General features: G+C 41.0%; 22 protein-coding genes and 1 pseudogene. 10 read left to right on the top strand and 13 right to left on the bottom strand.

Annotated elements, in window-relative coordinates:
• Positions 1–69: 69 nt before the first annotated feature.
• From WA1_RS30115 to WA1_RS30100, 4 genes are all read right to left on the bottom strand, one after another.
• Positions 70–2,841: a response regulator gene (locus WA1_RS30115; protein WP_017740600.1), complete on the bottom strand. Its 2,772-nt coding sequence runs from the start codon at positions 2,839–2,841 to the stop codon at positions 70–72.
• Between the two features lie 142 nt (positions 2,842–2,983).
• On the bottom strand, positions 2,984–3,286 hold the full coding sequence (locus WA1_RS30110) for an ATP-binding protein (RefSeq protein ID WP_026134378.1): 303 nt from the start codon (positions 3,284–3,286) through the stop codon (positions 2,984–2,986).
• A 230-nt stretch (positions 3,287–3,516) separates the two neighbouring features.
• Positions 3,517–6,792: an efflux RND transporter permease subunit gene (locus WA1_RS30105; protein WP_026134379.1), complete on the bottom strand. Its 3,276-nt coding sequence runs from the start codon at positions 6,790–6,792 to the stop codon at positions 3,517–3,519.
• A 79-nt stretch (positions 6,793–6,871) separates the two neighbouring features.
• Positions 6,872–8,236, bottom strand: coding sequence for an efflux RND transporter periplasmic adaptor subunit (locus WA1_RS30100; RefSeq protein ID WP_017740602.1), 1,365 nt, complete (start codon positions 8,234–8,236; stop codon positions 6,872–6,874).
• A gap of 543 nt (positions 8,237–8,779) precedes the next feature.
• Here WA1_RS30100 and WA1_RS30095 point away from each other — a divergent pair.
• The 3 genes from WA1_RS30095 to WA1_RS30085 all read left to right on the top strand — a co-directional run bounded on the left by WA1_RS30095 (position 8,780) and on the right by WA1_RS30085 (position 10,461).
• Positions 8,780–9,319 (top strand): phycobiliprotein lyase, encoded by a 540-nt coding sequence (locus tag WA1_RS30095; RefSeq protein WP_017740603.1) that lies wholly within the window; start codon positions 8,780–8,782, stop codon positions 9,317–9,319.
• A 210-nt stretch (positions 9,320–9,529) separates the two neighbouring features.
• Positions 9,530–9,883: a hypothetical protein gene (locus WA1_RS30090; protein ID WP_017740604.1), complete on the top strand. Its 354-nt coding sequence runs from the start codon at positions 9,530–9,532 to the stop codon at positions 9,881–9,883.
• Between the two features lie 128 nt (positions 9,884–10,011).
• Positions 10,012–10,461, top strand: coding sequence for a TOBE domain-containing protein (locus WA1_RS30085; RefSeq protein ID WP_017740605.1), 450 nt, complete (start codon positions 10,012–10,014; stop codon positions 10,459–10,461).
• A gap of 163 nt (positions 10,462–10,624) precedes the next feature.
• Here WA1_RS30085 and WA1_RS30080 read toward each other — a convergent pair whose 3' ends face one another.
• Entirely contained in the window at positions 10,625–10,909 is a 285-nt protein-coding gene (locus tag WA1_RS30080; RefSeq protein WP_017740606.1) for a DUF427 domain-containing protein, read from the bottom strand.
• A gap of 200 nt (positions 10,910–11,109) precedes the next feature.
• Positions 11,110–11,415 (bottom strand): hypothetical protein, encoded by a 306-nt coding sequence (locus WA1_RS30075; RefSeq protein ID WP_017740607.1) that lies wholly within the window; start codon positions 11,413–11,415, stop codon positions 11,110–11,112.
• Positions 11,416–11,591: 176 nt separating this feature from the next.
• On the opposite strand from WA1_RS30075, the gene WA1_RS30070 reads away from it, so the two are divergent.
• Positions 11,592–11,789, top strand: a complete 198-nt coding sequence (locus tag WA1_RS30070; RefSeq protein ID WP_017740609.1) for a hypothetical protein — start codon at positions 11,592–11,594, stop codon at positions 11,787–11,789.
• A gap of 1 nt (position 11,790) precedes the next feature.
• Positions 11,791–11,988 carry a hypothetical protein gene (locus WA1_RS30065; protein WP_017740610.1) on the top strand — a complete coding sequence of 66 codons (198 nt, stop codon included), beginning with the start codon at positions 11,791–11,793 and terminating at the stop codon, positions 11,986–11,988.
• Between the two features lie 183 nt (positions 11,989–12,171).
• Here the strand turns inward: WA1_RS30065 and WA1_RS60395 are convergent, their stop codons facing one another.
• From WA1_RS60395 to WA1_RS30055, 3 genes are all read right to left on the bottom strand, one after another.
• A complete protein-coding gene (locus WA1_RS60395; protein ID WP_272819258.1) occupies positions 12,172–12,300 on the bottom strand; it encodes a hypothetical protein in 129 nt (42 codons plus the stop codon).
• Positions 12,301–12,532: 232 nt separating this feature from the next.
• Entirely contained in the window at positions 12,533–12,862 is a 330-nt protein-coding gene (locus tag WA1_RS30060) for a S1 RNA-binding domain-containing protein (RefSeq protein ID WP_017740612.1), read from the bottom strand.
• A gap of 4 nt (positions 12,863–12,866) precedes the next feature.
• Positions 12,867–13,208 (bottom strand): hypothetical protein, encoded by a 342-nt coding sequence (locus WA1_RS30055; RefSeq protein ID WP_017740613.1) that lies wholly within the window; start codon positions 13,206–13,208, stop codon positions 12,867–12,869.
• 371 nt (positions 13,209–13,579) lie between these two features.
• On the opposite strand from WA1_RS30055, the gene recQ reads away from it, so the two are divergent.
• Both recQ and WA1_RS55600 read left to right on the top strand, forming a co-directional pair.
• Positions 13,580–15,736 (top strand): DNA helicase RecQ, encoded by a 2,157-nt coding sequence (recQ, locus tag WA1_RS30050; protein WP_017740614.1) that lies wholly within the window; start codon positions 13,580–13,582, stop codon positions 15,734–15,736.
• Between the two features lie 119 nt (positions 15,737–15,855).
• Complete coding sequence (locus WA1_RS55600) at positions 15,856–16,056, top strand: hypothetical protein (RefSeq protein ID WP_026134380.1); 201 nt, start codon at positions 15,856–15,858, stop codon at positions 16,054–16,056.
• On the opposite strand, the gene WA1_RS30045 is transcribed toward WA1_RS55600, so the two are convergent.
• The gene (locus tag WA1_RS30045; RefSeq protein ID WP_017740615.1) at positions 16,006–18,276 is read right to left on the bottom strand and encodes a glycosyltransferase; all 2,271 of its coding nucleotides are present in this window, start codon (positions 18,274–18,276) and stop codon (positions 16,006–16,008) included. The genes WA1_RS55600 and WA1_RS30045 overlap by 51 nt on opposite strands.
• A 492-nt stretch (positions 18,277–18,768) precedes the next feature.
• Between WA1_RS30045 and WA1_RS30040 the strand changes: the two genes are divergently transcribed.
• Both WA1_RS30040 and WA1_RS30035 read left to right on the top strand, forming a co-directional pair.
• Entirely contained in the window at positions 18,769–19,470 is a 702-nt protein-coding gene (locus tag WA1_RS30040) for a DUF4079 domain-containing protein (protein ID WP_017740616.1), read from the top strand.
• A 156-nt stretch (positions 19,471–19,626) separates the two neighbouring features.
• Positions 19,627–20,364: a hypothetical protein gene (locus tag WA1_RS30035; RefSeq protein WP_026134381.1), complete on the top strand. Its 738-nt coding sequence runs from the start codon at positions 19,627–19,629 to the stop codon at positions 20,362–20,364.
• A gap of 122 nt (positions 20,365–20,486) precedes the next feature.
• Here WA1_RS30035 and WA1_RS30030 read toward each other — a convergent pair whose 3' ends face one another.
• The 3 genes from WA1_RS30030 to WA1_RS30020 all read right to left on the bottom strand — a co-directional run bounded on the left by WA1_RS30030 (position 20,487) and on the right by WA1_RS30020 (position 22,859).
• Positions 20,487–21,374, bottom strand: a complete 888-nt coding sequence (locus tag WA1_RS30030; RefSeq protein WP_017740618.1) for a hypothetical protein — start codon at positions 21,372–21,374, stop codon at positions 20,487–20,489.
• 140 nt (positions 21,375–21,514) lie between these two features.
• Positions 21,515–22,027: a hypothetical protein gene (locus WA1_RS30025; RefSeq protein WP_017740619.1), complete on the bottom strand. Its 513-nt coding sequence runs from the start codon at positions 22,025–22,027 to the stop codon at positions 21,515–21,517.
• Positions 22,028–22,211: 184 nt separating this feature from the next.
• Complete coding sequence (locus WA1_RS30020) at positions 22,212–22,859, bottom strand: class I SAM-dependent methyltransferase (RefSeq protein WP_017740620.1); 648 nt, start codon at positions 22,857–22,859, stop codon at positions 22,212–22,214.
• A 197-nt stretch (positions 22,860–23,056) separates the two neighbouring features.
• Between WA1_RS30020 and WA1_RS30015 the strand changes: the two are divergent.
• Positions 23,057–24,180, top strand: a pseudogene (locus WA1_RS30015) (ArnT family glycosyltransferase); the annotation flags it as partial.

Raw genomic sequence — 24,180 nt, 5'->3', positions numbered from 1 at the left:
TGATGCACCTTGAAAATCATCTCAAAAGTGTAGGTATTAAATATAGCAAGCTTTAGCAGATAGAAAAAGTCATTTGTTGAACTCTTCTTCTTTTGAATGATTTTCTGTAATTATACTGAGAATTTTCTTGTACTCAAAATTGTTAAGATGACCTTGGAGGTATTGGGAAAAAGAGGGATTCTCAACGTAGGTTTGAGCAATAAGGTTATCTATCAACTCTAAATCGGCGCAGTTGATTGCTTGCTTCATCTCAGTCACCCATTGAACTGAGAGTTTTGGTATTTCAATTAATTCCATTGAATTGTTAGCATCAGATATTGTCTGTTCGTAGATGTAATGCACTCCCAGATACTTGTTGAGAGTATCAAAAATAGTTTTCTCTGATACGGGTTTGCGGATAAAAGCATTAAAGCCCATAGCAAGAGTGGAGGCTTCCACGTCTTGTAATGTACTGGCAGTCAAAGCAACAATCGCGCATGACAATCCTCTGGATTGAGCACGAATGTACTGGGTTGCCTTGTAACCATCTAAAACGGGCATTCGTAAATCCATCCAAATTAAATGAGGTTGCCAATCTTCCCAGATTTCAATCGCTTGTTGACCGTTATTTGCTTCTTTAAGTTCAAAACCAAGAGGTGCAAGGAGTTTTACCAAGAGTTGACGATTGTAATCTATGTCATCCACTATGAGGAGGCGATAGGGCGGATGATTCGGTTCTAAAGCAATCACGCGAGGGGTCAACTGTTGAGATTCTGGTTTGTTAGCCTCAAAGTTTACATCCACGGGTAGCTTAAATGTAAATGTTGTGCCACACCCAAGTGTACTACGGACAGCGATCTCACCTCCCATAAGTTGCACAAATTGGCGGCTAATAGCTAAGCCCAAACCCGTACCCTCGTAAGATTTCTGACCTGATGAGGTTTGTACAAACGGTTGAAAGAGATTATTTATTTCACTAGGAGCAATACCAATGCCTGTATCTGTGATGGAAAAAATTATAAATGTTTGATTTGAATTGGTTAATGTTTCTAAGTTGGAAGTGAGTTCTACCGTGAATGTAACGCTTCCTTGAACGGTAAACTTGATTGCATTGGATAGCAGGTTAATCAAAACTTGACGCAATTTGACTTCATCTGTACGGATATATTGAGGAACCTCAACATTACAATCAAGGATCAATTCCAAGCCTTTTTCTTTTGCTTTGAGGCGAAATAAATGTCTAACTTCATCAAGCAGGTCAATAAGATCAAAAATTTTGCAATTAAGGGTGACTCGTCCTGCTTCTATTTTAGAAAAATCAAGAATTTGGTTGATGAGGGCAAGTAAATGTTCGCCGCTACTATGAATAATATGTAAATTCTCTTTTTGATCGGTAGGAAGGTTCGGGCTGCGAAGCATCAATTGAGAAAAACCAAGGATTGCATTTAAAGGAGTTCTTAATTCATGGCTCATGTTAGCAAGAAAGGCGCTTTTCGCTTTGCTTCCTTGTTCTGCTGCTTCTTTAGCAACAGCAAGAGCTTGTTCAGTTGCAAGGCGTTCGGAAATATCTGTGATTACGCCGATAAAATTTGTCAAGTTCCCTGCAGCATCATAAACTGGAGAAATCTTGAGTTCATTCCAAAAGCCAGTTCCATCTTTACGAAAATTCCGCACGACAACCTTACACTCTTTCCCTTTTCTCAAAGCTTGGCGAAGTTCTAAAAGTCCGGGTTGATTTGTTTCATCTCCCTGTAGAAAGCGACAATTTTTGCCAATAACTTCTGCAGCAGAGTAACCCGTGAGGTTTTCAAACCCTGAATTGACATAAACTAACGCATAATCGGGAGAAGCCGTAGTAATGACAATACCATCAGAAGTGGCTGCGATCGCTCTTTCTACTATCAGCAAACGTTCTTCTGCTGCAGTCCGAATCTGAATTTCTTGCTGCAATCGCCGATTTTGTTCTTCTAATTGTTGTTTCAGTCTTCGGTTTGTCAGATGAGTTTCAATTCGAGCAATAATCTCCTCTGGTTGAAACGGTTTGGTGATGTAATCAATTCCTCCAACTTCAAAAGCTTTGATTTTATCAAATATTTCACTTGAAGCACTAATAAAAATAACTGGAATATCACTTGTTGGTTCGGTAGATTTTAACTGCTGACAAACCGTATAACCATCATGGTCTCTCAAATGAATATCTAGCAATATAAGGTCTGGTTGGTATAAATTGGCAGAGCGAATTGCTAAACTTCCACTTTGTGTTGGTCGAACTTTATATCCAGATTTTGATAAAGTTTTGCTCAGCAATTGTAAGTCACTAAGATTATCATCAACCACTAAAATGTTAGCTAGCGTTGTGCTGGATTGAGGTTGTTGAGTTTGGAAAATTTGTCGATATGAACGCAGAGCAACTATAGTGGTTGTAATGAGCTTTTGTTGTGTAAGTTCTAGCTTAGTTTTATAGTCGTTAATATCGTAATTTAAGATGACTGATGTTTCTGGGGCTTGTCCGGGTTGAGCCGTGCGTAAAATAATACGGACTAATTGATTTTTTAAGACTTCCCGAATATATTGTATAACCTTTAAACCAGCATCTTGGGTTTCCATCACCACATCTAATAAAATAAAAGCTGTATCGGGGTTATCTTGAATCAATTTTTGCGCTTCAACGCCAGAGAAGGCTGAAATAAGTTTTAAAGGTTTGCCCTCAAATGTAAAATCTTCTAATGCTATATAGGTAGCTTGGTGAACGTATATATCATCGTCCACAATCATGACTTTCCACGCATCAGTGACTTCTTGGTGAGAGGTATCATCGTCTAAATAGACTAAACTATTGTCGTTTTTACTTACATCAGTCATATTACTGAAAAGTCTTATTGATTGGTAAATTAATAATAAATATTGTGCTAAATTGATGTGGGAAGAACTTCTACGTGCTCGCTTTCGCAGCAAATAGTACCCTCAAGTTTTTGAGTGACTAAATTGTATAGGATATGCAATCCTAACCTACTTCTTCCACAACTTCGAGCAGTTGTAAAGAAAGGTTCAAAAATTTTATTAACGTTTTTTCTGAAATGCCACATCCATCATCAGTGTAGTGAATGATTAACCTATCATCTTGATGGATAACTTCAAAACACAACTGACCTTCCTCCCCTAGCTGATAGGCGTGACTCATTGAGTTCATTACTAAATTGGTAACAATTTGGGAGAAAGCTCCAGGGAAACAATCATTTGCGATCGCATCATTACTCCGTACATTTTCTGAAAGTTTGGTTTTGTTAAGTTGAGGCGTTAGACTCACTAAGGTTTTGTTGATTCTGAGTCTTGAAATTGCTGCACTAGCATAGCAATAAGCAATTCAAAATTCAAAGAAAGTATTGAGCGAATAGAATTCACTACTACACAGGCGAAGTCCGCCTGCGCGGACTAACGGAAAGTCAAGGTTTTAAAACCCACGCAAGTGGGTTTCACCTGTATAGGCGTGATTTCCAATCACCCACAAGTCTTTGCGTCCCTACTAACCACTAACCACTAACGAAACCTTCTAAACATCAACTTTTGGAAACGGGTTTTCAATTTACCCAATCTGCTAAATATAGACTTTGCCCATTTCCCATCCATCAAATCATGTAGCAGAGTATAAAAACAGGGAATGATAAATAATGTCAGCACTGTTGCCAAAGACAACCCTGCAAACACAACAACACCTAAAGGTTGCAAAAATTCAGAACCTTCTCCTATTCCCAATGCCATGGGAAACATACCCAAAACAGTTGTGATAGTGGTCATCAAAACCGGACGCAAACGTTGGGGTGATGCTTTCAAAATAGCGGTTTGACGGTCAACTCCTTCTCTTTCGCGAATTTGATTCGCCAATTCCACCATAATGATAGCGTTGTTAACTACAATACCCACAAGTAACACTGCACCGACTATCACAGTTGCACCGATTGCTGTCTTAGTAATGTAAAGCCCGAAAATCCCTCCTGCGAGTGCTAGCGGGATTGTAAACATAATTACTAGTGGATCTACAAGTGAGTTATATTGCACAGCCATTACTACAAATACAAGAAAAGCAGCCAATCCACCCAATAATTTGAGGGAGTCTTGCAACTGCTTGTTGGTTTCTGTTGCTGAACTAGGTAATACAGTGACACCTTCAGGCAACTTTAAACTGTTTAATACGTTATTGACTTGTGTTAATGCGTTACTAAGATTTGCTCCTTGAGTCAAATTTCCTACCAAAATCACGACTTGGCGCTGGTTAATCCGTTGAATTTCTCCCGGTGCTTCACCTTCTACAATATTGGCGACATCACTCAAGCGCACTTGACGATTATTTTCAACAAATAATGGCAATCTTGCTAATTGGGAAGTCGATCGCACCGATTCTTCATTCAACTGCACCCGTACATCCACCAAACGGTTACTCCGTTGCAATTGCGTAGGTATACTTCCTTCAATAGCAGTCTGAATCGTGTCTCCAATCTCTTGTGTTGTCAACCCTACAGCCGCTACTCGTTCCCAATCAGGACGAATCTGTATCTCTGGCTGACGGGGGTCTGCGTCCGGACGGAATCTGGCTGAAGTCACTTGCTCTTCCATTGCAGCCAATACCTGACGCCCTGCTCTTTGCAAACTTTCAGCGTCATTTCCCTGCAAAATAACATCGACATCTGCTCCTCGCGCGGGAGAGTTACTAAGAATTAATCCTCTCACTTCACCGGGACTCAGACGTAAACGGATTCCTGCTAAATTCAGCTTTTCAAACTCAGCACTGACTCGTTCTACATAAGCTTCTACATCTGTACCCGATTTTAAGGTGATGGTGCTAGAACCCCGCAATGGATTTTCACTGGTACTAGTGCCAAACAAAGCACCTCCTGATGTCGAGAAAACATACTCCGTTTCTGGTTGCTTGAGAACAATGTCATCAACTGCAGCCATGACTTTACGGTTCGTTTCTAACGGCGTACCGGGAGGAAATTGAGCAGATAATCTGGCTTGTCCGGTATTGATTCGAGGTAGAATTTCTTGAGGAATTTGAGGAGCCATCCACAAACTACTACCACCAAAGACTAGGATGGCAAGCCCAATAACGAACAACCGATAGCGCAAAACTTGAGTTAAGAAGCTACTGTATCCTCTAGTTGCAGCCTCAAAGCGACGATTGAATTCTTGAAGAAACCAAAATTCAGTCAGACGACTTGACCAACGCCATGCTAGCATTCGGGAAGCGAGCATCGGTATTACAGTCACTGCAATCAATATAGAAGCAGCGACAGAAAAGCTAATTGTTAGAATCAACTCGTTAAATAATAATGAGATAAAGCCTCCAATGAGCAAAAAGGGCAAGACTGCTACTAAGTTGGTACTCGTAGAAGCAATCAACGCCGATTCTACTTCCCGACTGCTTTGTTCCGATTGGTCAATCAGTTGCTTTTGACTCAAGCGAGTTTTTGAATTTTTTCCAGGCGTCATACCAGCGCCTTCGGCAATATTCTCCAACATCACGATGGAGTTATCCACCACAATACCTACACCTAGTGCTAAACCACCCAAGCTAAAAATGTTGAGGGATAAGCCAAATAGCCCCATAAAGATAATGGCGGCTAGTGTCGCTAGGGGAATTGCAACAACGATGATAAAAGTTTGACGTAAAGACCCTAGGAAGAGTAATACTGCGATCGCAGCTAGCAACGATCCAATTAATCCAGAACTCGTGACGTTAGAAATAGAGTTGCTAATGAATCGAGACTCATCTAAAGTTGGCGTTATAACTGTTCCTTCTTGAATCAGACCAGATTGCCTGAGTTGTTCGAGTCGCTTTTTGACTCCATCCACAACCTCAATTGTGTTAGCATCTGGCTGCTTTTGAACGCTCACTTTCACCGACTCTTGGCGATTGAGCAATACGAAAATACGCTGTTGTTCCGAACCATCTACGACTTCAGCAAAATCTCGCAGGTAGACGCGTTTATTGGGGAGTGAGGAAGAGGAGGAAGAGGAGGGGGAGGAGGAGGAAGAGGAGGGGGAGGAAACTTCAAATAAGATGTTTTTGATTTCGTCGGCTGTTTTAAAGCGCCCAACAGTACGGGTGAGCGGTTCTGTATTTTGCCCCAAGATTCGACCACCAGAAATGTCTTGGTTGCGGTCTCTTAGTTCATCCAGAACATTAGTTAAACCTACACCTAAAGCCTGCAATCGGTCTAAATCAATATTGACTCTAACTTCTTCTTGAAGACCTCCTGACACATCGACTCCTGCTACCCCCGGTACAACACTTAGCTCGCGAGCTAATTCTTCATCAGCAAAAACCCGCAAGTCAACACCGCTCAGAGAAGGTGAAGTGAGTGCGAATTCATAAACAGGTAGCTGAGAAGGATCGACTTTGAAGATACGAGGTTCTTCTATGGTGTCTGGTAAGCCACTTCTCGCTCTGTTGAAAGCTGCTGTTGCATCGTTTAAGGCTTGGTCAATATTTCCCCCAGGCTGAAAGTACAAATCCACATTGACCTGTCCTTCACGGGTTTGGGAATAGACTTGTATAACACCTTCAGTGGCAGAAAAAGCTTCTTCTAGAGGTCTGGTGATTTCATCAATTGCTACTTCTGGTGAAACTCCAGGTGCTTCCAACCTTACGCCAATCCGAGGATAGGTAATTGAAGGCAGCAAATCCACTGGCAACTTGATGATAAAAAAGACACCTAAAACAATAACTGCTAGCGTCAGCATGAGTGTCCCGATATGCTGACGGATTGATATGGCGCTAATACTAAATCCGCTACTTTGATGTACCTGCTGCATAAATCAGTGGAGATTTTGGATTTTGGATGCGTGGATTTTGAACTGGGGAAAAACCCAATGCTCATTTGTTCGGGGCTATTTACTGTTGTTTCTCTGAAAGGATAGAAAGTCTGACAGCCGCACCATCTTTTAACGGTTTGCCACTGCGAGCTACAAATCTTTCTCCTGGTTGCAAACCGGATAATATTTCTACTTTGCCATCAGCTTTTTCCCCTAGTGTTACGGCTCTTGCTGTCACTGTTGGTTTTTTATCTGCTTCCGTCACCACAAATATTGTTCCCTGGGGATTAGGAGATGAGGAATTTTGTTCCCCCCCTCTCCCTCTCGCCCCCTCTCCCCCTCTTCCCTGAAGGGCTGTCTCAGGTATCAGCACTCTTGCTTGTACTTGAGTTTCAAATTTGGCTCTTGCTAACAATCCACTGCCAATTCTGCCCTCACCGTTTGGTATCACTACTTCTACAGGTATTAGACGAGCTGTCCTATCTGCGGCGGGAGAAATACGCGTGACTTGTCCAACAGAAGTTCGATCGGGAAAGGCATCTAATTGCACTTTTACAGATTGTCCTACCCGAATTTTTGCCAGTTCTAATTCTGAAACTTGAACCTCAATTTTTACGCGGCTGAAGTCACCTATTCTCAAAACTTCATTGCCAGCTTGAAGAAAATTTCCTGGTTCTGTAATTTTTTCTAAGACTACTCCGGTAATTGGAGAGATAAGTCTTGCATAGGAACGCCGTTCTTTTGCTTCTGCAAGCACTGCTTGTTGTGCGACAACTCTACCTTGCGCTGCGCCTAATGCTTCTTGTTCTGTACGCACTTGCTCTTGTGCAGCGCGGAGGACTTGAGCTGTTGTCCTAGCTTGAGTACTTGCTTGTTCGGCTGCTTGTTGTGCGATCGCTCCCTCTTTTAATAACTTCTGCTGTCTGGTGGAATCTGCTTGTGCTTGTTGTAGTTGTGCTCTGGATCTTTCGACTTCAGCACGCGCATTGCTAACTTGTGCTTTTGCTCTTGCAACTTCCGATTTGAGAGCTGCTAATTCTGCTTCTGCTTGATTTTGGGTGGTTCTTAACAGGGCATCATCTACTTGTCCGATCGCTTGCCCTTGATTGACGCGATCGCCTACATCTACATTTAATGCTAAAAGCTGCCCTTCGACTCGCGATCGCAGCGATACAGTCCGGAAAGGTACAGTCGTTCCTGTATACTCTGGTTCTTGACGCAGCAATCCAGTCCTAGCGGTTGCTACATCCACGGGTACTGCGCCTTCCCCTCTTTGATTGTTTCCCGGACGTCGTGACTGAGCCTCGGCTGATTCTTTTGGCAATGAACCACAACCTGCTATCAGTAGTCCTACACTCAGTAGTGAAGCAATCAAAATATTTTTCCTACCAACCTGCGTTGGAGTGGAGGTGATGTTTGGCTTTTGCGATCGCCTTTCTGGCATACAATTTTGCTTGTGTGTTTTTTTCAGCCGTTTAGGGACTTCCGAAATCATTGACATTGCTCCCACTAGGGTAATTTCCTTAACCCGTTAGTTTTCTTTTCTAAAAGTTTATATACTAAGTAAATTAGGTAGTATGCTAATCAAGCCGCTTCAATGTTGGTTTCTTAAGCGCCTGTGATTTCACTATAGTTTTTGTAGTTTTTTTTACATAATCAACTTTATGTTTCTTAATGAAATTATACAATTATTAAAATTTTTTCAGATCTACCTAAAGTGAAGACTTAGCCTCATATCGGTCTGTTCCTCTCAAGCTAAATGGTATCTAACTGTGGAATATACGCTTGGGGTGATGAAAATCTAACTTAAGAAAGTTGTTAAAAATCTGGGAATACTTATTTGTGCTATTGTAACAACGCTATCAGCTATTCTCGTAAATCCGTAGATAATATTAAAAAAAATCAAGAAATCTGGTATTTGGGACACACATAGTGTATCTAATCCCAACACTTGATGAAACATTTATATTGGAGAGGAAAACTACCAGTGACAGCACTACTTAAACTTGCACAAAGCTCTGATGAATCTCTATTGATTGAATTTTTTCAAGAATCAGTGGGGATGTGGCGCTCTGAACGGCGTTACTACACACTCCCAGATGGAGAAACCAAAGAAGTCGTAAGTACGATCGCCATAAGGTTTTTAACCGCAGGATGCGAGGAATTGCAAAAACTAGCTCAAATGCACGATTTGCCAGAGACAGTAAGTTTGAGATGTGGTACTGAAGTTACTTGGGAAAGTGCCAATTCCGTAACAGGAAGGAAAGAGTCTCATGGTTCAACGCTGTTTGGTGCATTGGGAAACATTTTGTATCGCGATCGTGGTTTTGCAACAACTAAGCCTATTACCGCAGAGTATCACTTCCCAAACCCCAAAACCCTGTGTTTGAGGACAGAATACAACGGTTCAGTTTTTGAGGAAGAGTTAAAGTTTATTGGTACCAAGTACCGCACGCGTCAGTCAATTATCTCTCGTGCGGGCGAACAGGTTATGATCGGTCAGTATTTGGAGAAGAGAATAGACTAGGGATGCTCCCCAGATCCCCGACTAGATCCCCGACTTCTTAAAGAAGTCGGGGATCTAAACACATCTATAGTACTAAATTGTAAACTTTTAAATTTAAATTTAAACTTTTACTGATGAATTTGGAAAAAAACCTAGAGAAAACAACACTTCCCTAAAATTAAAGTGCAAAGTAAGGGATGAGGTATCCTGTTTTTTAGGAGGACTTATTTAATGGGTAAATTCTTTCTTCCTCCTCTTCCCCCAGACGATCAACCATCCCAAAGCATACACCTTGATGTGTTGCTTCTGAGGCAACTAGAAGAAGCTATTTGCCAGAAGTTTTACCAAGCTTGCGGTCACATAATGCGATTTTTGTTGTCGAGTTGTCACTGGTATTTCACAATAAATGCTGGTACATTGACGCTACTCATTATCTGCTATGACTTAGAAAGTTACTGGCATATTGCGAATGTTGTTCCCGATCTTTTTAAAAAATTAAAACTGTTTTCGAATAGTGCCAAAATCCGCTTGTGTCCCCCAGTAGACAAGGGAGTTCCTTGGGAAGTTGGGATGGATGAAGTTTAGGCAAATTTAGATTAACTAAAAATTGGGGCTATGGGTGCTAACTCAATAAAGTTTTATTTTCAAACGTATTTGCGCTTGGTAGGATCGTATCAAGATCGGTCTCGATTACCAACTAATTTGGTAAAGCTATGCCAAGAAAAGAACAAGGATGGATTACGTTTCAAACCTCGGAGGAGGAGAGAAAGATTTTAGATGAATTTTGCCAACAGTCTCAGCGCACCAAAACAGAAATCTTACGAGAATTAGTGCGGGGTCTCAATCAACAGCCTTCTGTATCCCTATCACGGCCAACTCAGCGCAAAGGAAAAGATGATGCCTGGGGTAGTGAAACCATCCCTGAGATAGATGTTTTAAGTCAGAAAAAACGTTTAAAAGTCAGTTCTCGGAATATTTTAAAAGGAGTTGTCAAACGAGTTATTACAGGAGCTGTAAATACTGAGGTGACACTAGAGATCGTTCATAAAGTTGAACTTACCTCAATTATTACTAGAGTTTCAGCAGATGAGTTGGAACTGACAGAGGGTAAAGAGGCTTATGCTGTGATCAAGTCTAACGATATTGTTATTGCTAGCGAATAAGCTTGAGGTTTTTTTGTAATTATTTATACAAGTTTTAGTCAGGAACATTACATAGAATTCAGCCCGTCCATTATATCAGGACGGGCAAGGATGCCCATCCCACAAGAAGTAGATTAGGTCTTTTTTATTTGGAATGATTTTTGGTCAAAATTGCGTATTTTGACTATGATTCAACCTTGACGCCTCTCCAAAAGGCGATATAACCTTCAATATTTTTTGCTTTTTCCTTAGCACTGGGGTAGTACCAAGCAGCATCCTTGTTGAGTTGTCCGTCAACTTCAATGCTGTAGTAACTAGCAACACCTTTCCAGGGGCAGGTTGTATGGGTGTCGCTTTCCTTAAGGTATTCCTTGTTGACTGCGTTTGGGGGGAAGTAATGGTTGCTTTCCACAACTACAGTGTCATCACTTTCGGCTACAACAGCTCCATTCCAGATTGCTTTGGGCATAAGTGGCGATCGCTCTTTACTTTACATCTTAATAATAGGGGAAAGTTGGTAGTCCTGTGTTTTTAAATCGGGTGCGCTTGAGTACTACATAGCAGAGTTTAAGCGACTTAGGATTGCAATGGGAGCATCTTAATATCAGTTGTCAATTGATTAAGATTGTACGCATTAGTAATAATTTTCTGGTGTGAGGTAACTTTGTATTAATCATCAATATCCGCAAGTGCTTCGTCTAAGAGCATTCTGACAATTTCAGCTTTCTTCCTACCGTTCTTTGCAGCAAGGATTGACAGCTTTCTGTGCTGGGTTTCAGTGAGGTCTACGGTTAGCCTGACAGTTGGTTCTTTAGGTGCTACTTTGAATTTTTCGGACATTGACCCAGTTTTATTCTTGGACTCAATTGTGGTTTTGGATTTTGGTTTTTTGTCAGGAGTAGGGGATTGTGATGATTCAAACACAAAATCCTTGGCTAGGTCTTCGTTGTTGTCTAAAGGTTTTCTTTTACTCATTTCAGTAATTTCATAATTTCCTTAAAAAGTTGGTCGAATTCAACAGTGGATTTCCCCACACCGCCCTTTTCGTTGACAAATGAAATAACAGGCATTTTACTTAATGCAGTACTTAATGCAGTACTTAATGCAGCAATCAAGGTATTATAATTTTACCTCTATAAATCAGTATTTGAATGGAGAAAAGAACCACTGAAGCCTTAATGAAGGCTTACTTGTCGCTGCAACGAGTCGTTGGGGAGTTGTATGCAGAAATGGACTACGCGATTGAAACACGTAAATATAGCGATGCTAGCCTGCTCCAAAGTCAAGCGGATAAACTATATGAAATGGTAGAAAATCTGGAAACGGTAATTGCCGAGCAAGAGGAATGATATGAGCGATCTAGAAGCCCAAATACGAAATGAATCTCGCACTGCAGCACAATTGAGTCAAGAAGCGCTTTCTGCTTTTGCTGTGAAAAACTTTGCCCAAGGTAAAGCCTTAATGAAAAAAGCAGTTGAGGCAGGAAGGAATTGTCAGAAACTCATCGAGCAATATAACCAGATGGTAGAAGCAACATCTCAAAAATAAGGGTTCTTTCGTACTTAACGTGCTAATTTTTTATTGCAGTCGATAACTTTGCTTTAAAATCAAGGTTTACAGGCGCTTACAGTCGAAATTTCAGCCCGAATCCGCTCATTGCAGACAATAATGGCTGTAATAGAAGTCCCGTAAAGCTTTCAAGCTCATTTTTCAAAAAATTTAGCACGCTAATTACGCAAGAACCAGATTTTTTTCGGCATGAGTGAGGAGAATTATTTCAGTTTCGCTGAGTATGCGCTTGCTGAGAGAGTCAGGAGGGGATTTTAGGGTTAATGCTGCTCCAGCGTTCACTTGGGTCATGCCAATTTTAGTAGCAAAACTCAATAACGATTTCAAGATCGACAGATAGGTTTTCTGACTGCTGAGTAATAATTTCAACTCTTCCAGATGGGCGGCAAATCATTGAACAAGCACTCTTAAATCGGGATTTACTGATCGTTATGCCTACTGGTAGGGGCGCAAGGCATTGCGCCCTTACATCTTTTTCACCAGATGTCTATTGTGTTTCTGAGTGGGGACAGGTTGAATATGTTTACTGAGATGAGTGCTTATTTATAGCCGGAATTTTTAGGTGTACAAGTGATTTTTGCAATACGCTAGGCTTTACACTCAGCCAAACTTGGTTACGCTCGTCTTCAGTATAGCCTATGACAACTGCTCCTATCGGTGAGCCAACATCAGGATACATATCCGGTGTCATGTCTCCCGTATCAACAAAGTCTGTAATTTGAACAATTCCTCTTACGTTTTCGTCATCAATATCAACTAAGATTCCAAATGGGGCATGATACTCGACCTTGCCATGGATTAATTCTCCAAGTCGGTACTTAGATTTTATTTGATTCCAGAAATTGTTACTCATATGATTATTGTGGCTTCAGGATTCTGGGAAATTTATTCAGGACAGGAAATAAGCTTTGAGGAATCGGTAGTTCTATTTGCGAACCACCTTGATAAGGTTTTTCAAGTGGCTTAAAGTACTCATCATAGATTTCTCGATCAATTGTAACTTCCAAAACTCCGTCCTTGTAATACTTGTTGTACTCCTCAGCAAGACTTCTGCTATTTGGAGCAGCAAAGTAGCATTTGCCATCAGCATTAGGAGGCATATACGGGAAATCGGTAGGTTGAAAACCATCCTTCAAAAATTTCTGACCTTTCCCCTTCTGCGGAGCTTTATAAATTGTTACTGTCGGTGCTGCATTCAAATGATTAAACAGTTAACGAGCAAAAGTCTGTAATTTGAACAATTCCTCTTACGTTTTCGTCATTAATATCAACGAAGATTCCAAACGGGGCATGACGCTCGACCTTGCCATCGATTAGTTTTCCAAGTCGATACTTGGATTTTACTTGATTCGGTGAAGTTATTACTCATACGATTATTGTGGCTTCAGGATTCTGAGAAAATTGTTCGGGACAGGAAATAAGCTAACGGCCACAGCAACCGAGTATTATTGAAGCATATCGCAATACACGACAATCAAACAAGGTAATACATACTGCAGCTTCTCTTCCTTGGCTAGGATTGGTTACAATTTAGTGCAGGCAAGATGCCTTCTTTGTACGAAAGTGACTTATGTATCAGTCTCCCACTCTAGAACAAGCGCTGAAATATTACTTTGGCTACGACAGTTTCCGTCCCGGACAACGGCAAATCATTGAACAAGCGCTAGAAAATCGGGATTTACTGATCGTTATGCCTACTGGTGGGGGAAAGTCATTGTGTTTTCAACTTCCCGCACTCCTGAAAAAAGGTGTCACGGTTGTTGTGTCGCCACTCATAGCTTTGATGCAAGATCAAGTGGAAGCATTGCGAAATAACGGTGTTTTTGCAACATTTCTGAACAGCAGTCTTAATGCCTATCAAGTGCGATCGCGTGAAGAAGCACTGCTCCAGGGTAAAATAAAACTACTCTACGTTGCCCCAGAACGTTTGGTCAGCGAAAGATTTCTGCCTTTACTCGATCTCGTCCATCACAAAGTTGGTATTTCTGCCTTTGCAATTGACGAAGCCCATTGTGTTTCTGAGTGGGGACATGACTTTCGCCCAGAGTACCGCCAACTGAAGTTATTACGCAAACGCTACCCAGATATATCTGTCTCTGCCCTAACCGCCACAGCAACCGATCGCGTCCGTGCTGATATAATCCAACAACTAGGGTTAAACCAACCCAGTATCCACATTTCTAGCTTTAACCGCACAAACCTTTACTACGAAGTCCGTTCCAAAACGAAGTCTGCTTACGCGGAATTGATAGAACTGATTCGAGAAACGGATGGTTCGGGAATTATCTATTGCTTAACGCGCAAAAAAGTTGATGAACTCACTCTTAAACTCCAACACGATAAAGTTTCTGTTTTACCATATCATGCTGGATTAACTGATGAAGAACGCAGTCAAAATCAAACTCGATTTATTCGCGATGACGTGCGCGTTATGGTGGCAACAATTGCCTTTGGTATGGGAATAAATAAACCGGATGTCCGGTTTGTGATTCACTTTGATTTACCTCGTAATATAGAAAGTTATTATCAAGAATCAGGTAGAGCAGGAAGAGATGGAGAAACATCTCGCTGTCTGCTTTTTTATAACTTTAGTGATGTCAAAACTATAGAATGGAGTATCAATCAAAAAACCGAGCCTCAAGAACAATTGATTGCCAAACAACAATTGCGGCAAATGATAGATTATGCTGAAGGAACAGATTGCCGCCGCACAATTCAATTGGGTTACTTTGGAGAACGTTTTGCTGGTAGTTGTGGAAATTGCGATAACTGTCGGTATCCCAAACCAGAGGAAGATTGGACTATCGAAGCCATGAAATTTCTATCTTGTGTGGCTCGATGCAAAGAAAGGTATGGGATGGGTCATATTATAGATGTGTTGCGGGGTGCAAAAACCCAGAAAATTATCCAAAACGAGCATGATAAACTATCTACTTATGGTATTGGTAAAGATAGAGGTTTAGATGAATGGCGAATGCTAGGGCGTTCTCTGTTGCATAAAGGTTTTCTAGAACAAACAAGCGATGGTTACGCAGTCTTAAAACTGAATGCTCTCAGTTGGGAAATAATGCGCCGACAGCGAACAGTGACTCTTGCTATTCCAGTTGCACAAAGGGTAACCTTAACAGACAGGGATGCAAAAGCAGCAGAGGTCGATTTACTCTTGCATAAATTGCGATCGCTTCGCAAACAAATAGCAGATTCTCAATCTGTTGCGCCTTACGTCATTTTTTCTGACTCTACTCTAAAATTGATGGCACAGATGCAACCTAAAAGTTTATTAGAATTTAGTAAGCTCTCTGGGGTAGCCAGTCATAAAGTCTCGCAATACGGAGACCAATTTCTGGCAGAAATTCGTGCTTATCATCAAAAACAAGGTGTGCTGGAAAAGAAACTGAATTCTACACCTTCTGAAGAATTACCATTAGGTACAGAACTGTACACATTGCAATTGCACCAACAAGGTTTAAGCTTTGAAGAAATTGCGAAAAAACGCAATCTTCGCCCAACAACGATTGTCGGTCACCTTTGCAATCTTATTGAGAAGAAGCAGCCAATAGATTTAAATTTATTGGTTCCTGTAGAGAAGCAGGAAAAAATTATACAAGTTTTAGAAATTCTTGGGGATGTTCCTCTCACACCTATCAAAGAGTATCTTGGCGATCGCTACAGTTTTGATGAAATTCGTCTTGTGAAGGTAAAGTGGCGGTATAAAGGGAAGAAATGATTTTGGATTGGGGAATTGGGGAATTGGGATTGAGATTCCCGACTTCTTGAAGAAGTCGGGAATCTGACTCAATACGTTAGAATGAATACAAAAGAGTAAATTTTTAGCATATCAAAGCAATGGAGTTAGCAGAAAATGACGATGATGATATAGAAGCATTTCTACTTGAGAGCTATGAGAATCTAAATCAAATAGAACGAGACCCCTTGACTCACTTAGTCCGTAACTGCATCGATCATGGCATTGAGTTACCAGCAGAGCGGATTGCTTCAAATTTTAGCAATGGCAAGCGGAGTACGCTCAAGTTTTCTATTAAATAGAAATCGCGATTTCAGCAAAATTTTCAAGATCAACAACAACGAACCTAACTCTCCAGGTACGTTGTTGCGCTTCCACTGTCCGGGACGACAAAATAACATTTCTACAAGTTGGCGTTGTTGGAGCAAACTGACTGATTCAAACATAACTCTGACTGTCGGAAATTCATCTTTTAAACCAGTGCAAACAACCTGTGCATCTAGCAGTAAGTTTTCTTCCGCTATTTCTAACTTTACAGGTTTATTTTCAACTAAATTAAAGGGAGGTTTTTGAGTGAGAGCAACTTCCACCCCTCCTTCTGAAATCATTCTGGATACTCCCCAAAGACTTTGCTCACCAAACTGTAACCGAACGACGCGTCTCAAATTAAACCATTCATATCTGTCTAATTTGGGTGCATCCAGTAAAACCAGGAGAGAAATACCGATCGTTATTAAATTATAAGCACTCCAATACCAACCGATGCCGATCCCTTTGACTTGTAAATCAAGTTCTTGTGAGACTGTCGTAGTCCAAGAACTATCAAACATAAATATTCCTAAGTTTCGACACAAGCCAAGAAGGGTAGCAATGAATAAAATAATCAAAGGAATTGCTAATTGCCAGTTATAGTAATATTTTTCACTTGTTTCTCCTTTTGGTGTGACTTTAAATCCTGTATCAAAAGGATTTATCATCACTTTTATCTGATTCAATGCCAGGGGAAAACACAAAAGTAGGGAATAAATATCTGATAGGAAAGCAGAGCGCGATCGATAATTCAACCAAGAGAAAACTGCAAGGTTTATTATATAAAGAGGTAAATAGAAATATATGATTTCAACGGCGGTTGCATGAATGGGTATCACACCTAAAAATAAATAGGCTAGTGGGGTCAAGAGGAAGTAAACACGAGCTATACTGCTAGAGTGGTTTAACAATCCTTCCAAATGAGCCAATCTTTGAATAAGAGTCAATCCAGGAATTGTTAAAGGATTGGATTTAATAAAAAATGCTTGCAATGTACCTCGCGACCAACGCAATCGTTGAGTCACGTAAGCAGCAATGTTTTCCGCAGCTAAACCTGCACTCAATTGTTCGTTGAGATAAATTACGTTATAGCCTTTAGCAGAGAGACGAATTCCTGTGAAATAGTCTTCGCTTAAAGATTCTGTCACGAATCCACCCACACTTTCTAATGCACTCCGTCGAACAACAAAAGAAGTACCACAACAAACTACGCCACCTGCAGCATCACGAATGGGTTGAATTTGCCGATAAAATCCTTCTTCGTCTGGAGTGAGAATGTTTTCTAAGCCAAGGTTGCGGCCTATAGGATCGGCATTATAAAAAGTTTGAGGTGTCTGCACGAGTGCTACATTTTTATCCTGAAAGAAGCCAACTGTGCGGACAAGAAAATTTGTAGTCGGGACAAAATCGGCATCAAAAACAACAATCAGTTCGCCATTAGTTTTAGAGATAGCATGATTTAAATTTCCCGCTTTGGCATATCTATTATCGGGACGTGTTACATATTCACATCCTAGCTCTTTGGCTAATTTTTGCATTTCCGGACGCTTGGTATCATCCAGAAGATATATTTTTTTCTTAGAGTAATCTAGGGCTTGGCAACCAATAATTGTCCGCCGCAAAATAAAACCAGGTTCGCTATAGGTTGGTATCAAAATATCAACAGATGGCTTATAAATTTCATCAACAACAGCAACTGATTTTCTCGTTGCTTCCTGACGGCGATCTTTGAAATTCATTAGCAGAAACAACTGAATAATGGTGTTCAGGATCGCGAACATTTCAAACAAGAACAGCCCCAAGCTAAAGACGCCTACGAGAGGATTAGCTAAATTTAGAGTGGAAAGCGATCGCCAAAGAACGTAACGCAAAGTCAAGCATAGCAAAATTCCTACTATAAATCTTCGAGACCAAGCCTGAGGTTGGGGAGAAATTTTCATAATTGCCAAGACAGATAATAATAGCAACACAGTGGGTACTAGTAAATACTGTTTTGGCACTATTGGCACTGTTAACCAGATTGGCGGGTGCTTTTGCCATTCATGAATCTCGGCAAAAATATGGCTAATTCTATCATCACCTGCGAACCATGCTGCAATGACAATACCGAATAGGACAAAGATGCTTAATAGAAAAAATGTTGCCCTATGGACTTGGAAACCTCTCTGGCGAACAAGTTTGAGGCTGTATTTACTCAACTTTGTAATTATCATTTTGAAATTCCTTAACAGTGACCAGTGACCAGTGACCAGTGACCAGTGACCAGTGACCAGCGATCAGTTAATCCCCATACTTGTGAATCAACTTCTTTTTTCCATAAAAAAAGTTTTGGATCTGGTACGACTTTCGACTTGGTCAAGTTTGTGAATTTTTGAGTTAAACACAATTGTAAATATTTATGTATATTTTACAACAAATTACGAAGACTCTGTAACAAAAATAAAAGATAAATGGGTTGTCTAGATTAAAATGCCATGAGAAATCAACTCTTTTAAGCCAGGGGATTTTTCAAAAAATTCTCAGCCTGCATTCATTTAACTGCTGGAAATCCGGTTTAAAGTGATCTTAGCAATGAATTTCAGGAGGAGTGTTGCTCGAAAGCTTGCTTTAAAGTAGCTAAATACACCATAAGTTGTGTTTTAGGATTGTAAGAAAACCGAAATCACAATGTTCGCTCTAAACAGGTTTGTGTAAAAAGGTGTTCTATGGAGTTAGCAGATTTTCTTGGTCTTGTCCATCCAGCGATCGCAGTCTTTTTCGTATTTCCTCTGATTGGCATGGTAGTTAACTTTGCATGGCAAACACGTCAACGACGCTTGGAATCTAAAAATTCACAGAAAAGCAAGATTCCGCCTGTAGTGGGGGTAGAACACAGAAAGCTTGGCAATTGGCTAACAGGCGCAGTAGTGGGATTAGTATTGATAGGGCTTGCTTATCCAATTGGGAAAAACATTATTAAAAATCAATTGTGGAGTAAAGATGCGTTCCAGATTACTTTCATTCTTGTAATGTTTGCGGTTACAATTTCCTGTTTAGTTTTATTGTATCGTGTCAAACCACCGTTATGGCGGGGAGTATTTGCTACTTTAACTGGTGCGGGTATAGTCATTCTTGGCTGTCAAGATGGAGTCTTTCGCCGCACCAATGAATGGTACTGGTCTCATTACTACTATGGAATCACTGCTGCTTTGCTGATGATTTTTTCTTTAGCAATTGTTCCTGATATTTATAAAGATAGATCGAATCGTTGGCGCACAGTCCACACAATTTTAAATTGTATTGCTTTGTTACTATTTATCGGGCAAGGTATGACAGGTACAAGAGACTTGCTAGAAATTCCCTTAAGTTGGCAGGAACCTTACATTTATCAATGTAATTTTGCTAATAAAACTTGCCCTAGGGAGTAGGGAGTAGGGAGTAGGGAGTAGGAGGACAAATGACAAATGACCAATGACCAATGACCAATCCGGAACACAAGAAGAAATAGCTGAATCTTCATAAGATATCCACAAAGCTTGCAGATAATGGTATCTGCAATCTTACAAATTATATTTATAAAACTTATGTTGAGACTCTATCACGTTCTCCTTGGAGCTCTTGTCGTTTCAGTATTAACACCACTTGGCTTGATACAAGCTTTATCTAAATTTTCTGTCAATCGTAAATCGGTGCAACCTCCGGTTGTACAAGCGAGTGCTGCTAACTCACAACCCACTCAAGGTAATATCTGGAAGACAATCTTAGGGAAAACTAGTGCTCCATCAGGCTGGAGTGTTTCACCTTGTGAAGGAACTGCACCTTTACTGTGCATATCTTCTCAAGAAAAAGTTTTGGGTACGGTTGAGATGGGAGTATACGCTTTAGACAAGCTACCGAATTTTCAAAAAATGCTGCTACAGGCTGGTATTCCAGAAAATTCCAAAATAGATTACCAAGAAGAGAAAAACCAAAACCAGGTAACCTCAGCACTGAAACTTTGGACTTCTGACCAATATAGTATTTTGGCAAAAGATCGTCAGGGGGAGTATGGCAACAAAATTACCTTCTCATCTCAATCCCCTCAAACAGTGCAAGTCGGTCCACTTAAAGGAGTGTATTACGGATTTGCAGGGCTGAAAAAACAAGGTGGATCTCATGAAGAACATCGCGGTTTTGTTGCTTTTGACGGCAAAACTCTTTACGTCATTACAACTTCCTTTGACACAGCTTCGACAACAGGGAAGTTTGAGAACCTGGAAAATTTCCGAAATTTTGAACCTCACTTGCCTGTAATAGTACAGGGAGTCAACTTAATTAAGTAAGGGCACGGCAGCGCCGTGCCTTCACGGAAAAAGAACAAGCACATCACCTGTATCAATATACGTAACTGATGGGTGTTGAAAAACCAGCCATTAGGTTGATTTCAGGTGAATGCTTGGAAGAATTAAATTTCAGCAAATGCCCGTTCAATGAGACGGCGTGCCAAAGTTTGCGTCCCTGTATGCTCGTAGTAGTTGGTTGAAACATCCAGGAATGCAGCTAGATAGTCTAGATTATCATCTGCAACATCAAGGAAGCTTTGCAAGTTGTGGACAACTTTTTGGGGTGTTAAATCATGAGAAGCAACCAAACCGCTCATCCAACCCTTGACTGAGTCAAAGCTTTCCCCCATAAAGTTAAGTTTTCCGCGAGAATCACCACCAGGAATTGCATCTTGAATGTTTTGATAAGTCGCATTCTGTTCCAATTCTTGAGGGTTTGTCTGGCTAATGCTGGATAAGGCATGATTGATAAAATCAGGACCAAGAGGTAGTAAGCCATCTACGCAAACTAAGGCAACCATGCGGATGAGCGACTCACCACTATATTCACCCAAAGAAGCAACAAAATCTCCAATACTGTCTCCGGGAATACCGTTGATTTGACAGAAAGCGACTAACTCGGCAACTAACTTAACACACAAATCAATAGTTTGGGCTTTATCAGCTTTGGGGGTAACTTTGTTAAGAAAGCCAAAAAGAGGAATTTTTTCACCTACTTTATTCGCCAATGCTGCTGCACCAAGTGCTCTATCTGTACTGTCAACAGTTTGATAGAGCCACATTGCGCGTTGGTATCCTTGAGAGCGATCGTTGTAAAGGTAAATTGCTCTTTCACCAATAGCTTGAATTAGGCTGTCATCAGTTTCGCCAGTTACAGTTTTGATGGTATTGACAAATCCAACCACATTGTGCCATTGACCCGGAGCTACGAAATCCAGGGAGTTCAACATTGACACTGTCAAACCGCCAGTTGGTAGTTCGTCAACCATTTCAAAAATAGGTTTAGCCACGAAATACTCCTTGTTGCTATATAGTTATTCAAGGTTTGATTCCTATTTGGGGATAGGGCATAGGGGATTGGGCATCGGGAATTATTAAAGTCATTCATTGCCCATTGCCCCTTGCCCATTGCCCATTGCCCATTGCCCACTTATTTCAGTTTTGCCAAACCATTCAGGTTAAACTTTTGTATCCATGCTTCGCGATCGCTAGCTGTAAATGACGGATCGCGGGAAATCACTTTGACTTGGTAGCGATTGTTTACCAGTACAGATGTTTGAGTGTTACCCAATTGCCGTGCGGGATAGCCAGCTATTTGTGTGGTGCTATTTGAGTAAGTAGCAGCCGAGCCTGGAACACTCGTTGTATCAGAAATAGCTAACATGGCTATATCTTTACCGTCTTGCTTCAACTTAGCTTCAGCGAAGCCTTTTTTCTCTTGGGTAAAGACTCGTTGATAACCAGCACCAGCAGACGGGAAGAATTTGTTAAATTCGCTACCTTGGGTTGCTTCTTTAGCAACAGCTTGACCGCTTCTTTGCTTGCTACTTTCTTGCTGTACTTGATCGAAACGACTGGGTGCTTTCGTTGCACAACCGGTTGTTACTAGTAATAAACATAACAATAAAGCAACGAATACTCTACGGACTTGAGGGAAAATCATCATTTGCCTCCGACCTATGCTTAATCTACAGGCAATTCATTATCTGCTTTCCTGTAGTCTTTACTCGGAAAATTTACTTTCTAATAACTTTTGAGCGCAACTACCGTAAGGTAGGAAGTAGGGAGTAGGGAGTAGGAAGTAGGGAGTAGGGGTTGGGCAAACACCCAATACCCCTTGCCCATTTTTAATTGTTACGTTGTGCTATGACAGCGTAGAATGGGTCTCCCCCTCCAACACCCAACCACTGTAGTAGATTGGGAGCTGTTGACTGGCGTGCAATAACTTCTGGAGGGGAAAATCCCGGTACAGAAGAGAAGTAACTTTTCACCAGTGCAACTCGACTGGCTTCACTACCCTCACGCCACGCTTGAATTGCTTTTTGGAAAAACATTCGGTTGGAAAAACTGATAATTGCTAGACCACCCGGTTTAAGAATGCGGTGAATTTCCGAAAAAATTGCCTCTGGATACTGTAAGTACTGAACGGAAACACAGTTGAGTACAGCATCAAAATCTCGGTCTAGTAAAGGAAGTTGAGGGTTTTCGTTGAGATTTTGTACGAAGTAATGGTTTAATTGTCGATTGCGTTCTAGTTCCTCAGCATTCAGCCCATGTCCTTCTACATGGTCAAATTCCATCTCTTCTGGTAAATGAGATACCCAACTGCTCATCATGTCAAAGATGCGGGTTCTGGGTTTGAGTCGTTCGCGGTACAAGTCAGTCAGCTGTTGAATAAAGCCTTCATCCACATGAGTGACGAAGCGGGGGAATTCGTAAAACAGCTTGTCATCTGTGCTGTCTTGCTTATCGCGTTGCTCTGGTTTTAATGGCATAAATGTTTTTCAAGGTAGTAGTTACTTATGAAATGCTTACACCAAAATGGGTGAAAATTGGCATTGGGTATTTTTCCCTAACCCCTACCCTCTACTCCCTATTTGCGGCTGGAACAATTTTGATACCACAATACGTATTCTATAAATAGATACAAAAACTAAAGGAGCCAAACAAAAATTTGGCTGGTTTTGATTAAATGTTATATAAAGCACAGTCTATTTATCGAATTAGGGCTTTTACGGAGATTTTACCGAGCTTACCTTATATAAGCTTGTTAATTTGGATACTTCCAATACTGTTGTTTAACTCGGGACAAGACAGCTTGATGGCACACGATGAAGGGCTTTATGCTTGGCGATCGCGTTTCATGGTAGAGTCAGGGGACTGGATACATCCCTGGTCAACGCCCCATCATAAAACACCCGGTCCCTACTGGTTAATAGCCAGTGCTTATACGTTGTTCGGTATTAATGAAACCAGCGTGCGACTGCCAAGTGCGATCGCAGGCATCCTCAGCATACTACTTTTATATGAAATAGGCAGAATTCTCTTAGGGAAAAAAGTGGCTTGGTTAGCAGCTGCCATTTTAAGTGTCGAATTCCTTTGGTTGCAATACAGTCGCTTGGGTACACCCGATGTACCTATGATTTTCCTGGTACTTTTGGCTATTTGGTCTTTCTTAAAAGCAGAACTACATCCCCGATACCGCTTTGCTTGGAGTTTTCTTGCTGGTTTAAGTTTTGGTTTAGGCTTCTTAGTCAGAAGCTTCATGATAGTCTTACCCATCGTTGCTTTGCTACCTTACCTAATTTGGGAGCATCGCCGCCATCGTCATCTCACCAACCCAATGTTGTACTTGGGATTTGTCGTAGGTTTGATTCCCACTTGCATTTGGCTTTGGCTAAACTTTCAACACTATGGCAAAAACAGTTTTGCAGAACTCATCCACTTTGTGGTTGATTTAAGTTCTGGCGAACGGAATAATAACGGATTGGAGTTTTATTTCTGGAATGTACCCGTTCGAGCATTTCCCTGGTTCTTTATCAGTCTTTTAGGCTTAGGAGTCGTTCTGCGTCGTCCCGTTCCTCGCTACCATCTCATCCTTGTGGGCTTTCCTCTTACCTTATTTGTCGAACTCACTCTTTTCCCAACTCGCCTACCTCACTACAGCCTCACCCTCTATCCGTTCATTGCTTTACTTGCGGCTGTAGGTTTGAATTGGTTGGGTAGAGGTTATACCAATTTTCGTTTAGTCATGGAGACTCACAAAAGAACGAGAAGACAAAGTGTACAAGCAGTCCCCCTCTCCCCCTCACTCCC

This window comes from Scytonema hofmannii PCC 7110 (assembly GCF_000346485.2).
In the GTDB taxonomy this organism is placed as follows: Bacteria; Cyanobacteriota; Cyanobacteriia; order Cyanobacteriales; family Nostocaceae; genus Scytonema; species Scytonema hofmannii.
This window is presented reverse-complemented; position numbering and strand designations above follow the sequence as displayed.

Coding starts and splice junctions, on each gene's coding strand:
- WA1_RS30100 (WP_017740602.1), bottom strand. CDS start 8,236: ATGCCAGAAAGGCGATCGCAAAAGCCAAACATCACCTCCACTCCAACG.
- WA1_RS30025 (WP_017740619.1), bottom strand. CDS start 22,027: ATGATTTTCCCTCAAGTCCGTAGAGTATTCGTTGCTTTATTGTTATGT.
- WA1_RS30060 (WP_017740612.1), bottom strand. CDS start 12,862: ATGAGTAACAATTTCTGGAATCAAATAAAATCTAAGTACCGACTTGGA.
- WA1_RS30065 (WP_017740610.1), top strand. CDS start 11,791: ATGAGCGATCTAGAAGCCCAAATACGAAATGAATCTCGCACTGCAGCA.
- WA1_RS30085 (WP_017740605.1), top strand. CDS start 10,012: ATGCCAAGAAAAGAACAAGGATGGATTACGTTTCAAACCTCGGAGGAG.
- WA1_RS30040 (WP_017740616.1), top strand. CDS start 18,769: ATGGAGTTAGCAGATTTTCTTGGTCTTGTCCATCCAGCGATCGCAGTC.
- WA1_RS30075 (WP_017740607.1), bottom strand. CDS start 11,415: ATGAGTAAAAGAAAACCTTTAGACAACAACGAAGACCTAGCCAAGGAT.
- recQ (WP_017740614.1), top strand. CDS start 13,580: ATGTATCAGTCTCCCACTCTAGAACAAGCGCTGAAATATTACTTTGGC.
- WA1_RS55600 (WP_026134380.1), top strand. CDS start 15,856: ATGGAGTTAGCAGAAAATGACGATGATGATATAGAAGCATTTCTACTT.
- WA1_RS60395 (WP_272819258.1), bottom strand. CDS start 12,300: ATGACCCAAGTGAACGCTGGAGCAGCATTAACCCTAAAATCCCCTCCT.
- WA1_RS30020 (WP_017740620.1), bottom strand. CDS start 22,859: ATGCCATTAAAACCAGAGCAACGCGATAAGCAAGACAGCACAGATGAC.
- WA1_RS30080 (WP_017740606.1), bottom strand. CDS start 10,909: ATGCCCAAAGCAATCTGGAATGGAGCTGTTGTAGCCGAAAGTGATGAC.
- WA1_RS30090 (WP_017740604.1), top strand. CDS start 9,530: ATGGGTAAATTCTTTCTTCCTCCTCTTCCCCCAGACGATCAACCATCC.
- WA1_RS30115 (WP_017740600.1), bottom strand. CDS start 2,841: ATGACTGATGTAAGTAAAAACGACAATAGTTTAGTCTATTTAGACGAT.
- WA1_RS30070 (WP_017740609.1), top strand. CDS start 11,592: ATGGAGAAAAGAACCACTGAAGCCTTAATGAAGGCTTACTTGTCGCTG.
- WA1_RS30045 (WP_017740615.1), bottom strand. CDS start 18,276: ATGATAATTACAAAGTTGAGTAAATACAGCCTCAAACTTGTTCGCCAG.
- WA1_RS30035 (WP_026134381.1), top strand. CDS start 19,627: ATGTTGAGACTCTATCACGTTCTCCTTGGAGCTCTTGTCGTTTCAGTA.
- WA1_RS30105 (WP_026134379.1), bottom strand. CDS start 6,792: ATGCAGCAGGTACATCAAAGTAGCGGATTTAGTATTAGCGCCATATCA.